The organism is Vulcanisaeta sp. JCM 14467 (genome assembly GCF_001316245.1).
Classification (GTDB): Archaea; Thermoproteota; Thermoprotei; order Thermoproteales; family Thermocladiaceae; genus Vulcanisaeta.
In genome coordinates this window covers 105,525-121,464 of record NZ_BBDM01000004.1, presented here as the reverse complement: position 1 = coordinate 121,464, position 15,940 = coordinate 105,525, and the positions used below count along the sequence as shown (strand labels likewise).

At 46.9% G+C, this 15,940-nt stretch carries 21 protein-coding genes and 2 pseudogenes; 15 read left to right on the top strand and 8 right to left on the bottom strand.

The window, feature by feature from the left end; genetic code table 11:
* Positions 1–3 precede the first annotated feature (3 nt).
* The 3 genes from JCM14467_RS16300 to JCM14467_RS16295 all read right to left on the bottom strand — a co-directional run bounded on the left by JCM14467_RS16300 (position 4) and on the right by JCM14467_RS16295 (position 1,840).
* Positions 4–237: a hypothetical protein gene (locus tag JCM14467_RS16300; protein WP_252900838.1), complete on the bottom strand. Its 234-nt coding sequence runs from the start codon at positions 235–237 to the stop codon at positions 4–6.
* Positions 238–308: 71 nt separating this feature from the next.
* Positions 309–1,637 (bottom strand): gamma-glutamyltransferase family protein, encoded by a 1,329-nt coding sequence (locus JCM14467_RS05610; RefSeq protein WP_252900837.1) that lies wholly within the window; start codon positions 1,635–1,637, stop codon positions 309–311.
* A complete protein-coding gene (locus JCM14467_RS16295) occupies positions 1,625–1,840 on the bottom strand; it encodes a hypothetical protein (protein ID WP_252900836.1) in 216 nt (71 codons plus the stop codon). Before JCM14467_RS16295 ends, JCM14467_RS05610 begins: the two co-directional genes overlap by 13 nt.
* A 118-nt stretch (positions 1,841–1,958) precedes the next feature.
* On the opposite strand from JCM14467_RS16295, the gene JCM14467_RS16290 reads away from it, so the two are divergent.
* The 3 genes and pseudogenes from JCM14467_RS16290 (at position 1,959) to JCM14467_RS05600 (ending at position 4,294) form a co-directional block, all read left to right on the top strand.
* On the top strand, positions 1,959–2,504 hold the full coding sequence (locus JCM14467_RS16290) for a hypothetical protein (protein ID WP_252900835.1): 546 nt from the start codon (positions 1,959–1,961) through the stop codon (positions 2,502–2,504).
* A gap of 32 nt (positions 2,505–2,536) precedes the next feature.
* The gene (locus JCM14467_RS16285; protein ID WP_252900834.1) at positions 2,537–2,893 is read left to right on the top strand and encodes a hypothetical protein; all 357 of its coding nucleotides are present in this window, start codon (positions 2,537–2,539) and stop codon (positions 2,891–2,893) included.
* A 49-nt stretch (positions 2,894–2,942) separates the two neighbouring features.
* Positions 2,943–4,294: pseudogene (locus tag JCM14467_RS05600) on the top strand (FAD-dependent oxidoreductase).
* A gap of 39 nt (positions 4,295–4,333) precedes the next feature.
* On the opposite strand, the gene JCM14467_RS05595 reads toward JCM14467_RS05600, so the two are convergent.
* From JCM14467_RS05595 to JCM14467_RS05585, 3 genes are all read right to left on the bottom strand, one after another.
* Positions 4,334–4,870 carry a transcription factor TFIIE gene (locus JCM14467_RS05595; RefSeq protein ID WP_054849439.1) on the bottom strand — a complete coding sequence of 179 codons (537 nt, stop codon included), beginning with the start codon at positions 4,868–4,870 and terminating at the stop codon, positions 4,334–4,336.
* Positions 4,836–6,011: a GTPase HflX gene (gene hflX / locus JCM14467_RS05590; protein ID WP_054849438.1), complete on the bottom strand. Its 1,176-nt coding sequence runs from the start codon at positions 6,009–6,011 to the stop codon at positions 4,836–4,838. Before hflX ends, JCM14467_RS05595 begins: the two co-directional genes overlap by 35 nt.
* A gap of 61 nt (positions 6,012–6,072) precedes the next feature.
* A complete protein-coding gene (locus tag JCM14467_RS05585) occupies positions 6,073–6,609 on the bottom strand; it encodes a multiprotein bridging factor aMBF1 (RefSeq protein WP_054849477.1) in 537 nt (178 codons plus the stop codon).
* A gap of 83 nt (positions 6,610–6,692) precedes the next feature.
* On the opposite strand from JCM14467_RS05585, the gene rpl18a reads away from it, so the two are divergent.
* The 12 genes and pseudogenes from rpl18a (at position 6,693) to alaS (ending at position 15,465) form a co-directional block, all read left to right on the top strand.
* On the top strand, positions 6,693–6,941 hold the full coding sequence (gene rpl18a / locus JCM14467_RS05580) for a 50S ribosomal protein L18Ae (protein ID WP_054849437.1): 249 nt from the start codon (positions 6,693–6,695) through the stop codon (positions 6,939–6,941).
* A complete protein-coding gene (locus JCM14467_RS05575) occupies positions 6,938–7,201 on the top strand; it encodes a hypothetical protein (protein ID WP_054849436.1) in 264 nt (87 codons plus the stop codon). The genes rpl18a and JCM14467_RS05575 overlap by 4 nt, the downstream gene beginning before the upstream one ends.
* A complete protein-coding gene (locus JCM14467_RS05570) occupies positions 7,198–7,401 on the top strand; it encodes a hypothetical protein (protein ID WP_054849435.1) in 204 nt (67 codons plus the stop codon). The genes JCM14467_RS05575 and JCM14467_RS05570 overlap by 4 nt, the downstream gene beginning before the upstream one ends.
* An 11-nt stretch (positions 7,402–7,412) precedes the next feature.
* On the top strand, positions 7,413–8,330 hold the full coding sequence (gene ftsY, locus JCM14467_RS05565; RefSeq protein WP_054849434.1) for a signal recognition particle-docking protein FtsY: 918 nt from the start codon (positions 7,413–7,415) through the stop codon (positions 8,328–8,330).
* Between the two features lie 56 nt (positions 8,331–8,386).
* Entirely contained in the window at positions 8,387–8,692 is a 306-nt protein-coding gene (locus JCM14467_RS05560) for a hypothetical protein (RefSeq protein ID WP_054849433.1), read from the top strand.
* A 218-nt stretch (positions 8,693–8,910) separates the two neighbouring features.
* Entirely contained in the window at positions 8,911–9,216 is a 306-nt protein-coding gene (locus JCM14467_RS05555; protein ID WP_342765476.1) for a KOW motif-containing protein, read from the top strand.
* Positions 9,217–9,258: 42 nt separating this feature from the next.
* Positions 9,259–9,777 (top strand): 50S ribosomal protein L11, encoded by a 519-nt coding sequence (locus JCM14467_RS05550; protein ID WP_054849432.1) that lies wholly within the window; start codon positions 9,259–9,261, stop codon positions 9,775–9,777.
* Positions 9,778–9,851: 74 nt separating this feature from the next.
* Complete coding sequence (locus tag JCM14467_RS05545) at positions 9,852–10,511, top strand: 50S ribosomal protein L1 (RefSeq protein WP_054849431.1); 660 nt, start codon at positions 9,852–9,854, stop codon at positions 10,509–10,511.
* A gap of 105 nt (positions 10,512–10,616) precedes the next feature.
* Complete coding sequence (gene rplJ, locus JCM14467_RS19905) at positions 10,617–11,051, top strand: 50S ribosomal protein L10 (RefSeq protein ID WP_342765475.1); 435 nt, start codon at positions 10,617–10,619, stop codon at positions 11,049–11,051.
* The gene (locus JCM14467_RS19900; protein WP_342765474.1) at positions 11,051–11,677 is read left to right on the top strand and encodes a hypothetical protein; all 627 of its coding nucleotides are present in this window, start codon (positions 11,051–11,053) and stop codon (positions 11,675–11,677) included. The genes rplJ and JCM14467_RS19900 overlap by 1 nt, the downstream gene beginning before the upstream one ends.
* Before the next feature lie 80 nt (positions 11,678–11,757).
* The gene (locus tag JCM14467_RS05535) at positions 11,758–12,663 is read left to right on the top strand and encodes an MBL fold metallo-hydrolase (protein WP_252900833.1); all 906 of its coding nucleotides are present in this window, start codon (positions 11,758–11,760) and stop codon (positions 12,661–12,663) included.
* A gap of 48 nt (positions 12,664–12,711) precedes the next feature.
* Positions 12,712–15,465, top strand: a pseudogene (alaS, locus tag JCM14467_RS05530) (alanine--tRNA ligase).
* On the opposite strand, the gene JCM14467_RS16275 reads toward alaS, so the two are convergent.
* On the bottom strand, positions 15,449–15,688 hold the full coding sequence (locus tag JCM14467_RS16275) for a hypothetical protein (RefSeq protein WP_252900831.1): 240 nt from the start codon (positions 15,686–15,688) through the stop codon (positions 15,449–15,451). The pseudogene alaS and the gene JCM14467_RS16275 sit on opposite strands and share 17 nt — an antisense overlap.
* Entirely contained in the window at positions 15,661–15,867 is a 207-nt protein-coding gene (locus JCM14467_RS16270; RefSeq protein ID WP_252900830.1) for a hypothetical protein, read from the bottom strand. The genes JCM14467_RS16275 and JCM14467_RS16270 overlap by 28 nt, the downstream gene beginning before the upstream one ends.
* Positions 15,868–15,940: the final 73 nt, after the last annotated feature.

Sequence of the window (15,940 nt, the reverse complement as noted above, 5' to 3'; positions counted from 1 at the left end):
ACCCTATTGCCGAAGCCTAGGGCGTAGATTATTTGCGTGCAGTCTGGGCTTATGGTGCCTATGGTGGTTGGTGGGAGGTAATCGTGACATTACGGCTAGGTAATCAACCACGGTGATTGGGTACTTAACGGCATGCTTAGGCACAAGGGCTTGTGTGGCGTAGTAGGTTGCGATTATTACTACGGCGATTACCACGGCTACTCCCACGATTAACGCCTTCGAAATGCCCCTCGACATACGGAGATAGGATGCATATCCTATTTATAAACACTTCCCTACACACAACCAGGCATACTCATAACGCTGGATTATTGACCGAGGGCTAACCCATCCCCGCGTATGTCGGCGTAGAGTAGCTTCCTGCCGTTGTCAAGGAATGCTGCTATACTTGCCACACCTGTTCGGCCTGGGTACCTAATTACCTGGTGGGGCTCTGTTAGGCCGTTTACTTCGTAACCCTCCTCAATGATTAGTGATTTCCTGTCCCAAAGGAACCTGGGTGCATCAATGGACTCCACGGGGCTTAGGCCGTAATCGACAATGTTGGTTATGAATAGAGTATGTTGCTGCGGTCTGAAGTGGGCTCCAGAGGTCCCGAGGGCGTATTTTGGTTCTCCATCCTTAGTTATTATTACGGTACTCAACGTGTGGAGCGGTCTCTTCCTGGGCATTAGCATGTTTGGCCCATCCATTGAGAAGTCTGAGGCCCTATCATTGAGCGTGATTCCATACCTGGGCTCGGTGACTAATGAGCCAAAGTGTTGGTATAGACTTTGGATGGCGCTTACGATATTCCCCTCCCTATCAACGACCACGAAGTACGTGGTATCGCCGGAGCCATTTAATTGCTTACTAATCCCTGATTTATATGCTGACAATAGGAATTCTGGGTCGAGGAGCTTATTGATCGGTACCTCAACGAACCTTGGATCGCCAACGTACGAGTCCCTAAGCTCGTAGGCAATCCTATAAATGCTTAGGTATGTCTCAATCCTACTTCGTGACCATGCGTCGACCTTAACCTTCAACTCCTCAAGAAGTCTCAATATCATTAACGTGGTTATTCCCTGGGTGTTGGGCGGTGATTCGTAAATAGTCAACCCCTTATAATCAACGCTCAATGGATCACGCCACTCAGGCTCATACTCCATTAGATCACTCATCTCCATAACGCCACCAATGGACTGAAGATAATTCACAAGGGCCTCACCAACCTCCCCTCGATAGAGGATGTCGGGCCCGTGCTCCATTATTAACTCGAATGTCCTTGTTAACGGCTCTATCCTTATCATATCCCAGGGCCTGGCATTTATTGGGTATACTGACTTGAAATCATTGTTATTAGCGACCTCGTTCTTAAGTAATTCTATGGCCTTGACGAAACTCGGACTGGCTGGGAAGCCCTTCCTTGCAACCTCGACAACCGGTTTCACAAGGGATTTCCACTCATTAGTCCCAAACCGCCTCCAAAGTGCGTGGAGTCCCGCCAATAGTCCTGGAACCACAGGCGATAATGAACCCCTAATTGGTACTGCGTTCAACCCCCTCTGTAGGAGCAACTCCTTACTCAGTCTTCGTGGTGCCCACCCACTTGCATTTAGGAAGTAAACCCTGCCCTCCCTGGCTATGTAAACCATAGCAAAGAAGTCACCACCGAGACCACCAAGGTGTGGCTGTGTAAGGCTAGTGCAAGTGATATTGTTACTGCCGCATCAATGGCGTTACCACCGAGGTTAAGTACATCAACGCCCAACCTACTCGCCACGGGGTGTTCCGAGGCGACGCCACCCAACTCCGTGATCCAGGGAGGCTTAACACCGCCTGTTATTGGTAGGGGCATTCATTAGTCATTGTTAGGGATTTTTAATAACATTGCGCGGGGGATAAGCTAGTGCACTGAAAGGAATCATTTAAATTATGGGTAACTAAAATTAATGCTGCATCAGTGGTAATTTGATATGCTGACTAATTTCTCATGGAGTTATGCTGGAAAGCTTCACAATGATTTCCTAAGCAATTTAAAGTATGTAAATTCATTAACACTATTATTTAATAGGCAACGAGTTAAGTTAAGGATTGCGTTATCAACCCTTGACTTAATACTAAACCTACTAGGTTCTATTAATCCCAGCTTCATGCCCAGTGGTGAGGAGTACGATGCAATTACTAAGGATACCATGGAATCGCTCCTGAGGGATTATTACCTTGACAGGTACGTAACCATAGAAAGTATTAGGAGACGGCATGGTCGCTCATACGTAATAACCATAGGTGCGAGCCCATCATTAACTATTGGGTTGATGATAATATGTGATGATTATTGTGAATACTACATTGATAATCGGGTGAGTAGTGCCAGGAGTGGTGCGAGTACTTACTTTCAATTAGTAATGAGTGCACTAACCATAATGGTAGGATATTCAGTATTGACTTACCGAAGATACTACTTACTCATAACCCAACTGTCTATGGTAAAATCCTACCCATTAACGGGAATGAGGTAATCGCATTATCAATCTGGGACATACTCAGATTAGTGGATGTAATCTCTAAGGAGGACCTCACAATAAGCGATATAAGCAATGTCATTGATACGGTAGTTCACGAATTCCTCCACTACACACTGGATAGGAAGTACCTGGTTGCATCAACGTTTATGCAAATGACGAAGAGGATACCCAGCGTTGTCGATGATGGGGTTATTCACGAGTTAATAGCATGGACATTAACCCACCACGTGAGTAGGTACGTGGCTGAGTGCATTAAATACGGCAGCGCAGGCAGGATTGATAATGCGGAATTAATGATTCAATACCCAGTCAGAAGAAGGCATGCATTAACCGCCAGGAAAATAATCAACGAGTTATTAGCGGGACTTAACGGTTATTGCTGATAATTATGCATGGAAAAACTAATTAAGTCGTAATAGCTCTGGGAGTTATATGGGCAAGCGTATTGTAATAGTTGGTGGCGGAGCTGCTGGCGCTTCGGCTGCCGCCAGGGCTAGGAGACTTGATCCGGAGGCTGAGATTGTAATGCTTGATAAGGGCTTATTCATAAGCCACGCACCTGTGGAATACCGTATTACCTGGGTGGTGTTGTTAAGGAGGCGCAGGAACTCGCAATATACACACCTGAGGAGTTTGCCAAGGAGAGGAGGATCACGGTCAAGATCAACGCTGAGGTCTTCGACGTGGATACCAAGAACCAGGTTGTGTATGCCAGGGAGGGTAATGACGTTGTTAAGTATCAGTGGGACACACTCATAATAGCCACTGGGGCAAAACCAATAACGCTCCCCGTGGAGGGTCATGACCTAAACGGCATATTAACGCTCAGGCTTCCTCACGAGGCGCCAAGACTAAGGGAGGAGGTTGAGAGGGCGAGTACGGTTGCCGTGGTTGGCGGTGGCTACATAGGCCTTGAGGTTGCCGAGGCACTTAGGAACCTTGGTAAGAAGGTTTTACTCTTCGAAATGATGCCACACGTGCTACCGACAACGTTTGATGAGGACATGGCTAAGTTGATACACGATGAACTCATTAGGAACGGCATTGAGCTTCACCTTGGCGAGAAGGTTATAGGCTTCAGGGGCGTTAATGGGCATGTGAATAAGGTGATTACTGAGAAGGGCGAGTACAACGTTGATAAGGTGATCATGGGCGTCGGCGTTAAGCCAGATGTGGATCTTGCCGTTAAGGCTGGTGCGAAGCTTGGTGAGACGGGCGCCGTGTGGGTTAATGAGTACATGGAGACCACCGTGCCCAACGTATACGCAGCAGGTGATGTGGCTGAGACCTGGAGCCTAATCACTGGGAAGAGGATGTACGTAGCCCTAGCACCACCAGCCAATAAGATGGGGCAGGTCGCCGGCGCCAACGCCGTTAGGGGTAGGTTCCTGAAATTCCCGGGCGTGTTGGGTACGGCAGTGACCAAGGTATTCAACCTGTACGTAGCTAGGACCGGGCTCACAGAAAAGCAGGCCAGGGAGGAGGGATTCAAGCCAGTGTCTGCGGTGGTTAAGACCAGGACTACGGCCCACTACTACCCAGGTGGTGTTCAGATTAATATCAAGATGATGATGGATGAACCAAGCGGTAGGATTCTTGGCGTTCAGATAATTGGGCCTGACAGGATTGTCGCGGGTTACATAGACGTTGCGGCGGCATTGATAGGTAAGGGTGCGACTATTGACGACTTCTTCTTCGCTGACCTATCATACTCACCACCAACATCGCCCGTCTGGCACCCATTAATCACGGCGGCTAGGGTATTGTCTAAGGGCAAGTATTAGTTGGACCTCGTTGAATAATGCATGAGTGCTAAAAAAACATTATTCCTTCTCCTCCCTACGTAGATTCTTAATCACGTTAGTTAGGAAGGTTATTTCTGAGGATACATCGGCCTGAACCAACTCAGTATCATCCCTTGGGCACCTAAAGTCGTACTCATAAGTCTCATCGAGCGTGTAGCTCCTGAAGCATGTTGGGCATATGTAAAGTGTAGTTGTGCTTAATGCATTTATCCTATGCATGAGCTTGGATGTTACTTTATTGACATGCTGTACTAGAAACCTCCTGATAAAGTCCTTATTAACGAACCACTTATACTCATACCTATACTGGTCCGTAGACTCACGGGCAAGTCCAACAAGGCCTGCCTTATGCATTACATGCAATATCCTCCTAATCTCAGTCGCGCTTATGCCGAGGACTAGGGCTAGGGTCTCATCGGATACGGCCTCATTCCTCTCACTCAACGTCCTCAGGATCTTAACGGCTAATTCACCCATCTCCTCATTATCATACTCAAAGGCTATCCTCCTCCTTGCATACTCAAGGAATAAGGATGTCTCCAGGTCCTCGACCATCAATGAATGACCAGCCTACTGGGTTAAAAAAATTCTTACTATTACCGTACCTCCTACCAACCATTAATGGTTCCAATCTACTCCTCACAGTATCCCTTAAGTCATCAATGCCAACCCCAGTCTTTGCCGATATCAGCACGTAATCACCAAATTCACTCTTCACGAGGCTAATCTTATCATTAATACTAACGCTATCCATTAAATCAACCTTATTTAAGACCGGTAAAACCCTCGTCCTGGGTATTCCCAGATCATCGAATATTTTTATGGAACTCATGAACTTCCTAGAGAATTCCTGATAATCATCACTCACGTCTACCATAAAGAGTATGAGGTCCGCATTAAGAACCTCCGCTATGGTTGCGTAGAACGACTCAATGAGAAGTGGTGGTAAGTCGTCGATGAACCCTATCGTATCCGTCAATATGGCGTTCAACCCATTAAAATTAACGAGCCTTGAGTAGGTGTCCAGTGTCGCGAATGGCTTGCCATCAACGTACTTACTCTCCTTAGCCAACCTATTGAAGAGGGTTGTTTTACCAGCCGATGTGTAGCCTGTCAATGCCACCTGTGGTAGTCCATAATCCCTCCTCCTAACCACGAGCATCTCCCTTCTCCTCCTGATTGCGTTTAACTCCCTCCTGATGTGGGCAATCCTCCTCATCATGTACCTATAGTAGGCCTCTATTGCGTACTCACCACCACCGTAGAAGCCTATTTGCTCGCCCATCTTGGCGAGTCTGATGAACTCCCTAACCCTTGGTATCTCAAGCCTAAGCCTGGTCAACTCGATCTGGAGCTTAGCCTCCTTACTACCTGCCCTCTTCTCGAATATCTCCAGGATAAGGAGTATCCTATCCATGACCCTAACCCTCAACCTACGCTCGAGGTTCACGTACTGTATTGGGTTTAGTTGATGATAGGTAATCACGGCATCAGGCCTAAGGGATTTAACGAGGGACTCAACCTCACCAAGTTTACCAATGCCCAGGTAATACCTGGTGTCGGGTCTCCTCCTCTGTATTATCGTGTCCAGGACCTCATAACCACCAGCCTCACTTAGTAATTGAAATTCCTTAATCCTATTCTCACCAACATCATCCGCAATAAGTAATAGGGCCTTAGCCTTGCTATTACTCACTAACACATACTGCAATCCACTCGTTATTTAAAGCTAATGCCGTAATGTATTAAGCAATACATCACTTACTCTTATTCTTCTCACGGAGGGTCACCACGTCGCCCAACGTCAATGACTTGCTGACGGGTCTCTGAACCTCAGTACCAACCTCCTCAGACTCCCTCAGCAGGCTAATACCAAGTGCTTTCTCGAGCTTCCTGGCAAGCTCGACGTCGGGTATTAATTGACCATCCTCAATCCTCCTCAGAACGCTTTCCTTAACACCAATAACCTTAGCCAGCACGTCCCTACTCATGCCAAGGCTCTCCCTAGCCTCCTTAATCAACTCGGCATAGTTCTCAACAACCTCGTACCTATCAACATTGACCCTCGGCCTACTAACCCTATACGTAACCCCCCTCCTAGATTCATGCCTAATTACAGTCATTGGCTGCTGCACAGCCTGAACCTGCGATGGACCCTTAATCACCCTAACACCCTTGACGCTAGTGTACTTACGGGCGCACCTCTGGCATAGTGTCAGTACTGCACCGTCAATTTCTACAATGACTGGCTCACCCTCGATTGGTGCGCCGCAAACGTCGCATGTGAGGACCATGCCAATCACCTGACTAGTACTGTCAATGCTCCTTTAAAAACATATTGGGAAAAGATTAAATAATCCATGCCTAAGTGCCTCACGTGTCGGTTAAGATTTACAGAGTCACAGGGCGCATGAGGATTGGGATGCAGTGGCAGAGGTTCTCCCTGGAGCTATTGGCTACGAAGCCTAGCGAGGCTGTTGAAATGGCATATAGTAGGTTAGGCAGCAGGCATAAGTTGAAGAGGAGTATGATCAGGATTGAGGAGGTTAGGGAGATAAGCAGGGATGAGGTTAAACGCACAGAGGTGCTGCAATTACTATCCATGGAATCACTGGTTAAGTGGTGAGGATGTCCCAGCAACCACAGAGAATAGTAATAACGAGAGAGGACATCGAGAGATTAATTGAGGAGAGGAACTCCCTAGCCGCACTACTCGATGTCGTCAGGCAGAACCTCGCATTGGTGACGCAATCAATAAATGAACTTAGGAACGCCAAGGACATGCTAACGCTATTGAGCAAGGGCGCGGCCCAGGACACGTACGCAGGGGTTGGTGGTGGCGTATTCATTAAGCTTCGCCAGCCCAGGGCGAGAAGGTTCTGGTGAGTGTTGGCGCCAATTTCGTGGTCGAGATGGATGTTTCATACGCCATAAACTACATTGATGAGAGAATTAAGGAGTTTGAGGATTTAAGGTCAAAACTCGATGCCCAATCCGCGGACATAGCGAAGAGGATAACAGATATTGATAATTTCCTTCTATACATAAGCGCCGCCATTAGGCAGCAACAGCAGGCTGGGCAGTAAGGTGTTACTTAATGTTTGATAGGTTAAAGAACGCCTTTAAGTCATTCACGAATACGATAGTCAACTCAATAACAACGACTGAGCTAAGCGAGGATAAGCTCAATGAGATCCGCGACGAATTGTTCATGCAGTTGGTGGAGTCCGACGTGGCCGTCGACGTGGCTGACGCAATATGCAACGCCATGGTTAATTACCTGAGGGGTATTAAGGTGCCCAGGTTTGGTGATAAGGAGTCCGTGATTAAGAATGGGATTATCGATGTGATGAATAAGTTGTTCAGCGACGTACCTGATGTCGACTTCATGGGCGAGGTCACTAGGATCCTCCAGACAAAGAAGCCGGTGGTTCTCCTATTCCTGGGCCCCAATGGTTATGGTAAGACAACGACAATAGCAAAGATAACTCACCAGCTAATGAAGAGGGGCTACACCACGGTTTGGGCGGCTGCGGACACGTACAGGGCTGGGGCTATTGAGCAGTTGGAGGGTCATGCGGCGAAGCTTGGCGTTAGAGTTATTAAGCATAGCTATGGCTCCGACCCAGCCGCCGTCGCCTACGACGCGGTGAACCACGCCAGGGTTAGGAGCATTGATTATGTAATGATTGATACGGCGGGTAGGATGCACACAGATGCCAACCTAATGAATGAACTGAGTAAGATACAGAGGGTTAGTAAGCCTGACCTCTCCATATTCATAGCCGATGCATTACTCGGTAATGAGGCGCTGGACATCGCCAAGTATTACAGTAAGTACGTGAGGATTGATGGCTTAGTAGTTACGAAGGTCGATGCATACCCGAAGGGTGGTGCCATACTGACCTTCCTATATGAGTTGAAGAAGCCCATTTACTTCCTCGGTGTTGGGCAGGGCTATGATGACTTGAGACCATTTAATAAGCTTGAATTTTTTAGGCAGTTGATCCTTTAGTGAGTAACGAGATGGTTAGAAAATTTTATAATCACTAAATCAACCCATCACATGCAATGAGTAGTGAGGGTTTGGGTAAGAAGATAGCGAATTGGTTCAGCACACTCGCCTGGATATTTAAGGTTGCCAAAAAGCCCACCAGGAGTAATTACATGATAATACTTAAGCTCGGCGCATTAATAGTGGCTATACTCGGTGTTTACTCATTCCTATTCAGCGTAGCCCAACAATACCTCACGAGTAGTGCCAACTTCAGCCTACCATACCCACTAAACCTCATTGTCGTGCTTACAGTAGTGATAATACTGGCCATTATACTCATACTAGTTTTACTCAGCACTAGGAGTCTCGGACGTAGGTAAGGACCTAATCCCAGTTGGGCAAGTTTTATTAACTCATTAAGTTAGTGGAGAGGCGATGAGTGGTACTGACCAGGCATTGAGTTGTAGGTCTATGCACTTAGGGCTGTGGGTAATCAGGAATACAACGTTGCGTTCATGCTCAAGGCCAGGCTGAGCATAAGGGCCTTGACAAAGTTAAAATTACGGCCATCGTAGTATTACCGGCACTCAAGGGGTTTGTGTTTGTCGAAGGTTCGATGCCCTACGAGATCCAGGATTTAGCCACAAACATTAAGCATTACAGGGGCATGGTTAGGGGTGTAATGAGTGTTGATGAGATTGTTAATAGCCTGGCGAAGCCTGTGGAGATTAATGTGGGTGATGTGGTTGAGATAATAGTTGAACCGTTTAAGGGCTATAAGGGTAGGGTTGTGGATATTGACAAGCAGAGGGGGCAGGTTTACCTGGAATTGCTTGATTCATCGAGTACGATGCCTATAATCGTGAATATTAGGGGTGTTAGGAAAATAGAGGGCAAGCAATAATAGCAAAAACGTTAAATACCTACATTAGGCGAAACCCACGATATGGCAAAGAGGGTAGTAAAGATAGCGGTTGCGCCGGGTAAGGCAGGTGGACCGGCAGTCCAGCAATTAAGTCAGTACGGCATTGACGTGGGTAAGGTCACTGAGGAGATTAATAAAAAGACTAAGATACTGGCTAATTACGGCATTAATAACGTGTTTGTTGAGATAGAGATTGACGAGGATACAAAGAGCTTCGACGTGAAGCCCGAGCTGCCACCAATTGCTGACTTAATAATGAAGGCCATTGGTAAGGACACGGGTAGTCACCAGGCGGTTAAGGAGTTGATTGGGGATATAAGCATTGAGAGACTTGCCGAGATAGCCTACATAAAGTGGGAGGAATTAAGGAGTAGGAACTTCAGGAACGCCCTAAAGCAGGTAGTGAGCGCTTGCAGGAGTATTGGCGTAACCATCGGCGGTAAGGACCCGAAGCAAGTGCTTAAGGAGATTGATGCTGGCTCTTACGATAACGTAATATCTAAGTATGAGGAGTTATTAAAGCAGGAGGGTAGGTTGTAGGTTCGATTGGCTTAAAATACGCACTTTAGTAGGAAAAATGCTTTAATAAGGGGTTTCTCCCACAATACACGATTATGAGCCTAAACCTCGACGCAATAATTAAGGCAGTCACGGAGGCCAAGGCAAGGGCTAAGAAGAGGAGGTTTAAGCAAACGTATGAGTTAATAGTTAGGTTTAGAGACTTCGACGTTAAGAACCAGAACAATAGGTTTAATATAACCGTTGCGCTACCGCACCCACTGCAGGGTAAGGAGCCGAAGGTCTGTGTAATGGCCACGGGAGCCATGGTACTTGCGGCTAAGGAGGCGAGGGCAGATGCCATACTCACTAGGGAGGATATTGAGAAGCTTGCCGGTAATAAGAAGGAAATTAGGAAGCTAGCTAATTCGTATGACTACTTCGTGGCGACGCCAGACCTGATGGTACTCATTGGTAGGGTCATGGGCCAAATACTAGGTCCTAGGAATAAAATACCTGAGGTTGTCCAGCCCAATGCCGATATTAAGGCCGTGATTGATAGGCTTAAGAGGAGTGTTAGGATCAGGGTTAAGGACCAGCCACAGGTCATGTGCAGGGTAGGCACTGAGGATATGGATCCAAAGCAGGTCGCAGAGAACATAATGACCGTACTTGAAGAAATACTGAAGAAAGTTAGGCCCGAGCAACTGGGCGATGTTAGTGTAAAGCTCACCATGGGTCCTCCCGTCACGTTTTCACCATTAACATCTAAATAACTAAGCAGGAACACTAGGGAATCATTTTGTTCTTAATTCTGCATAATGCATTATTTCGTCGGAAGAAAAATTAATTAAGTCATTACTTGAGCGGTTCTTGCTGATATGGCTTCACAACCAGTGTTTAAGCGTACATACGTTAGGACGAAGCCCTATCCAGAGAAGAAGGTTAGGATCGTTAATGAGTTGAAGGAGTTATTCAGTAAGTACGACACCGTATTCGTCATAGACATTCATGGAACATCAAATAGGGTCCTTCAGGAGTATAGGTTCTGGCTTAGGAGGAGGGGTGCCAGGATGATTAAGGCTAAGAACACCCTCACATTAATAGCGCTTAGGCAATTAATGGGTAGTGTCGGTGAGGACATCGAGAAGTTATTCGCAGGAGAAAACCTACTCATATTCTCTAACGAGAACCCATTCGAACTGGCTAAGTGGATTTGGGGTACTGGCGTTAGGAGGGAGGCAATGCCCGGCGATATAGCGCCATTTGACTTAGTGGCGCCTGCCGGTAATACTAACATGAGCCAGGTCCAATAATGAGCAAGTTCGGTAAGTTGAAGATACCAATTAAGGTTCAGGATGGTAAGATCTGGATCGTTAAGGATACCGTAGTTGTTAAGAAGGGCGATAAGATTAATGAGGATGCGGCTGAAATCCTGAAGAAACTAAATATAAAGCCTATATTCGAGACCTTGAAAATAAAGGCGGCGATACTGAGGGGTAAGTATGTAATACCAGTTGATAATCTGAGACTTGACATAGGTGCGTATAGGTCGATGATTGAAGACGCCGTGAAGTATGCATTTAACCTAGCGGTTAACACGGCATACCCAACACCTGAGGTCCTCAGGGTATCTCTTGCCAAGGCGCACATGGAGGCCATCAACCTAGCCGTCAATGCCAGGTACATGACTCCAGAGACTGCTCAATACATATTGGCTAAGGCGGTTGCCGAGGCTAATGCATTAGCCGCGGTGATAGCGCCAAAGGCCCCTGAACTCGGGCTACAGGTTACCCAGCAGCCACAGCAGGTAAAGACCGAGGAGACTAAGGCGGAGGAGAAGAAGGCTGAGGAAAAGAAGGAAGAGACCGGTGAGGAGAAGAAGGAGGGCCCGAGCGAGGAGGAGATCGCAGCCGGACTTTCTAGTTTATTTGGGTCGTAAAAACTATATAGTATAATTATCATGATATAACTTATTAAGTGGAATACCCATGTTTAATTATGGTGCGGTTAATTGAGGTAATGAAAAACGTGTACCAAATAGACTTAGAACCAGGTGGGTTTAGTAATCTAGTCTCGGTATACGCAATAAATACGGGTAAGGGCATAATAGTGTTTGAGGGTGGACCTGCAGTATCAAGTAATGACTTAAAGAACTCATTAAGGAGTTTAGCGGGTAATGTTACCCATGCATTTATTACGCATGTACACATTGATCATTATGGAGGCACTGGCGCATTAACTGAGCTTAATCCCAACATTGAGGTTTATGTTCATCCAAGGGGTTCAAAGGTTCTACCCAACCCAGACATTATTTGGGTACCGGCTAGGGATGCCATGGGTTGGCTTGGTGAATTATACGGTAGACCACTGGAGGTGCCTAGTAAAAATGCGAGGGAGACTGGGGATGGTGATAGAGTGACTATCGGCGACGTCACCGTGGAGGTAATACACACGCCGGGTCACGCAAGTCATCATCAGTCCTTCATCGTTGAGCCCTGGAATATACTTATTGTTGGCGATGCGGCTGGTATCTACGTTAAGGATCTCGACTACATAATACCGACGACGATGGAACCCCTTAGATTTGATATGTATGTTGATAGTGTCAAGAAGTTAATTGCCAAGAATCCAAAGTACATAGCCTATACACATCACTTACTCGTTCCCAACGCCACCGATTTGCTGAATAGACACCTTAGGCAGTTGGATATTTGGGGCAGGACTGCCGAGGAGGCTGTTAGGGAGGGATTGAACGTTAGTGACCTTGAGAGGATACTTGTGGAGAGGGATCAGGACCTTAGGAGGGTTTATGGCAGGCTTAGGAACATGAGGCGCATTACCACTTATTTGGAATGGCTGTCGATGGCTTGTATAAGTATTTCCGTGATCTTGAGACAAAGCGTAAATAGTGAATTTTTGTTCTAAACAGGAACAAAATATAAAAAGAATCCCGTTTTTATTTATCGTTAAGTTATGGAGGAATTAAGGACGAGGTTATTTGAGGGGATGAAATTCTACAGGAGGCAATGTCCATATTGTAAGCATTACTTCTGGACCTTGAATAAGGATCAAGAAACTTGCGGTGACCAACCGTGCACGCCATACCTGTTCATAGGCAATCCACCTGGTAAGTTCAGGCCCGAGTCGATTAGGGATGTTAGGGAGAGGTTCCTGAGCTTCTTTGAGAGGCATGGGCACGTTAGGATTAAGAGATACCCAGTGGTTGCGCGTTGGAGGAGTGATGTTTACCTGGTCGGCGCATCGATATATGACTTCCAGCCATGGGTTACGGAGGGCATTGTACCACCACCTGCAAATCCGTTAACCCTCTCACAACCAAGCATTAGGTTTACTGATATTGATAAGGTTGGTCGCAGCGGTAGGCACTTAACGGGCTTTGAGATGATGGCCCACCATGCATTCAATTACCCTGATAAGCATGTTTATTGGATTGATGAGACTGTGGAGTACGCCCACGAATCTTCACGAAGGAGTTGGGCCTCAGGGATGATGAGATTACGTATAAGGAGAATATCTGGGAGGGTGGTGGTAATGCTGGTGAGTGCCTTGAGGTTCTCGTGGGCGGCTTGGAAATAGCAACACTTGTCTTCATGCATTATAGGACGGTTAATGGTAAGTATGTCGAGATGCCCATGAAGATCGTGGACACGGGTTACGGCCTTGAAAGGATTTATTGGCTACTCACGGGTAAGCCCACCGTTTATGATGCTGTCTTTGGGCCATTCATCGAGAAGTTAAGGAGCAGGTTAGGTCTTCCTAAGCCAAGCAACGAAATGCTAATGCATATGGCGACTTACTTCGGGCAGCTTGACCCTGAAGTTACGAGTATTGAGAAGGCCTATGAGTACATAGCGGGCAAGGTTGGCATGGACGTTAATGAGGTTAGGAATATACTAAAGGCTCAGGAGACCCTGTACATACTTAGCGACCACGGTAGGACGCTATCCTGGATGATGGCTGATGGTGTCATACCGAGCAACTCAGGCGTTGGTTACCTGGGTAGACTTCTGCTTAGGAGGATGCTCAGGAGTATGTATGTAGCCGGTATTGAGATGCCGCTTACGGAGATAATGAACATAGAGCTTGAGTTCCTAAGGGATGACTACCCAGAGGTTTATGAAGAGAGACAGACAATACTTGAGCTGGTTGATCTAGAAGAGAAGAAGTTTAAGGAATTGCTCAGGCAAGCGCCAAGCATTATTGATAGGGTCGTTAGGGATAGGGAGAGGAGGACCGGTAAGAGGGAGCTCACCGTTGATGACTTGATGATGCTCTACGACTCACAGGGATTACCGCCTGAGGTAGTGCGTGAGGTTGCGTCAACAAGGCTTGGATTAAGTATTACGGTGCCTGATGACTTCTATTCAAGGCTAGCGGCTAGGTACCAGAGACAGGTTGGTGAGGAGAAGCCCAAGGTCGATATAAATCCTGTGGAGGTTCAGGACCTACCGCAGACGAGAGAACTATTCTATGAAAACATGAGGCTGTTCCAATTCAATGCCAAGGTGCTTAGGGTCATTAAGAATAAGTACGTGGTCCTTGACCAAACAGCGTTTTACCCAGAGGGTGGTGGGCAGGTGGCTGACCATGGCGTGATCAAGCACAGTAGGGGTGAGGCGAGGGTTGTGGATGTCCAGAGGGTTGGGCCGGTTATCGTACATGTTATTGAGGGTGAACCACCAATGGAGGGTGAGACCGTGGAGGGTATCGTGGATGCAATCCGTAGACTTGACCTAATGAGAATGCACACCGCAACGCACATACTACTCCAGAGTATTAGGCGCGTCCTCGGTAGGCACGTTTGGCAGGCAGGCGCTGAGAAGAACGTGCCCTTCAGTAGACTCGATGTGACGCATTATAAATTACCGAGTAGAGACGAGATTAGGAAGATTGAGGAGCTCGCAAATCAAATGGTCCTGGCCAATTACCCAGTGATCATTAGGTGGCTGGGCAGGACTGAGGCGGAGTCGAAATTCGGTGTATACATATACCAGGGAGGCGCAGTACCAGGGGCTAAGTTGAGGATTGTCCAGGTGGGCCCGGACGAAAATCCATACGATGTAGAGGCATGCGGAGGCATGCATGTGAGTAGTACCGGTGAGATTGGTATGATTAAGATTGTTAGGGTTGAGAAGATTCAGGAGGGTGTTGTTAGGTTCATATTCACCACGGGTAGGCACGCACTTAACTATGCCGAGTCGCTTGAGGACTCTATTGGTGAGGTTTCGGAACTAATTGGTAAGGGTAGGGAGGACATGGTTAAGGGCGTTAAGGAACTGCTCAATGATGTGAGTAAGATGGAGGGTAGGATTAAGGCATTAACGAAAAAGGCTGTTAAGGGTGACATTGCCGAGGCCATGTAGGGAGGTTACTATAAATGGCGTGGGCTTCACGTACATGGAGTACGAGGGTGAGGATAGGGGCTACATGCAGGAATTCGCCAAGGAGTATTTAAGCACTAGACCCAATACGGTATTACTGATAGTTAATAGGGTTGGCAATGGGACTGAGTACATGGTCTACATAAGTCCCGAAATGGCTAAGCGCATTAGTATTAGGGACTTAATGACTAAGCTCAATACTAGCGTTAATGGTAAGGGTGGCGGATCAACAACCTATGGGCAGGGATTTACCCAAGGAAGACCGCCGATTGACACGTTTATAAACATCATCAAAGCATTTTTAGGATCTATAGGCTCCTCCTGACTGTTTTCCCAATCTCATCCCTGAAGCACCAAATACCCTCACCAATATCTAGCAGGACAATCCCCAACCTACTAACCAATTTATCACTAAGTAATGTCTCATCCGCACGCTCACTCACAGCAACGTGAGCCGTGACTCCACCAACCTCCCTATCATTCTCGAGAACCCACACCTGAACCGCATTGGGGATTAGTATCAGCCTTGTGACAGTCCCGTCAGCCAATATGTAATTCTTAACTTCAGAACCACTGGGTAGTTAGGTAGTAGGTTTAGGTCCTCGGCAATACTCCTTGGGATGAGGATCTCGGGCTCCTGGGTTTCATAACCCGTTGTCACCAAAGCCTTTGTCACCGTTGTCCTACCCATTATTGATGATAACTTAACCCGTAATCGAATAGCCATTGCAGTATAGTACTTTTAATTATTATTAATGCCTTTCTTACGGAGTCTATGGAATGTTAGTAAGGTTTTTAAC

Coding starts and splice junctions, on each gene's coding strand:
- JCM14467_RS16300 (WP_252900838.1), bottom strand. CDS start 237: ATGTCGAGGGGCATTTCGAAGGCGTTAATCGTGGGAGTAGCCGTGGTA.
- JCM14467_RS05610 (WP_252900837.1), bottom strand. CDS start 1,637: ATGGTTTACATAGCCAGGGAGGGCAGGGTTTACTTCCTAAATGCAAGT.
- JCM14467_RS16295 (WP_252900836.1), bottom strand. CDS start 1,840: ATGCCCCTACCAATAACAGGCGGTGTTAAGCCTCCCTGGATCACGGAG.
- JCM14467_RS16290 (WP_252900835.1), top strand. CDS start 1,959: ATGCTGACTAATTTCTCATGGAGTTATGCTGGAAAGCTTCACAATGAT.
- JCM14467_RS05595 (WP_054849439.1), bottom strand. CDS start 4,870: ATGGTCGAGGACCTGGAGACATCCTTATTCCTTGAGTATGCAAGGAGG.
- JCM14467_RS05585 (WP_054849477.1), bottom strand. CDS start 6,609: ATGGTCCTCACATGCGACGTTTGCGGCGCACCAATCGAGGGTGAGCCA.
- ftsY (WP_054849434.1), top strand. CDS start 7,413: ATGTTTGATAGGTTAAAGAACGCCTTTAAGTCATTCACGAATACGATA.
- JCM14467_RS05560 (WP_054849433.1), top strand. CDS start 8,387: ATGAGTAGTGAGGGTTTGGGTAAGAAGATAGCGAATTGGTTCAGCACA.
- JCM14467_RS05550 (WP_054849432.1), top strand. CDS start 9,259: ATGGCAAAGAGGGTAGTAAAGATAGCGGTTGCGCCGGGTAAGGCAGGT.
- JCM14467_RS05545 (WP_054849431.1), top strand. CDS start 9,852: ATGAGCCTAAACCTCGACGCAATAATTAAGGCAGTCACGGAGGCCAAG.
- rplJ (WP_342765475.1), top strand. CDS start 10,617: ATGGCTTCACAACCAGTGTTTAAGCGTACATACGTTAGGACGAAGCCC.
- JCM14467_RS19900 (WP_342765474.1), top strand. CDS start 11,051: ATGAGCAAGTTCGGTAAGTTGAAGATACCAATTAAGGTTCAGGATGGT.
- JCM14467_RS05535 (WP_252900833.1), top strand. CDS start 11,758: ATGAAAAACGTGTACCAAATAGACTTAGAACCAGGTGGGTTTAGTAAT.
- JCM14467_RS16270 (WP_252900830.1), bottom strand. CDS start 15,867: ATGGCTATTCGATTACGGGTTAAGTTATCATCAATAATGGGTAGGACA.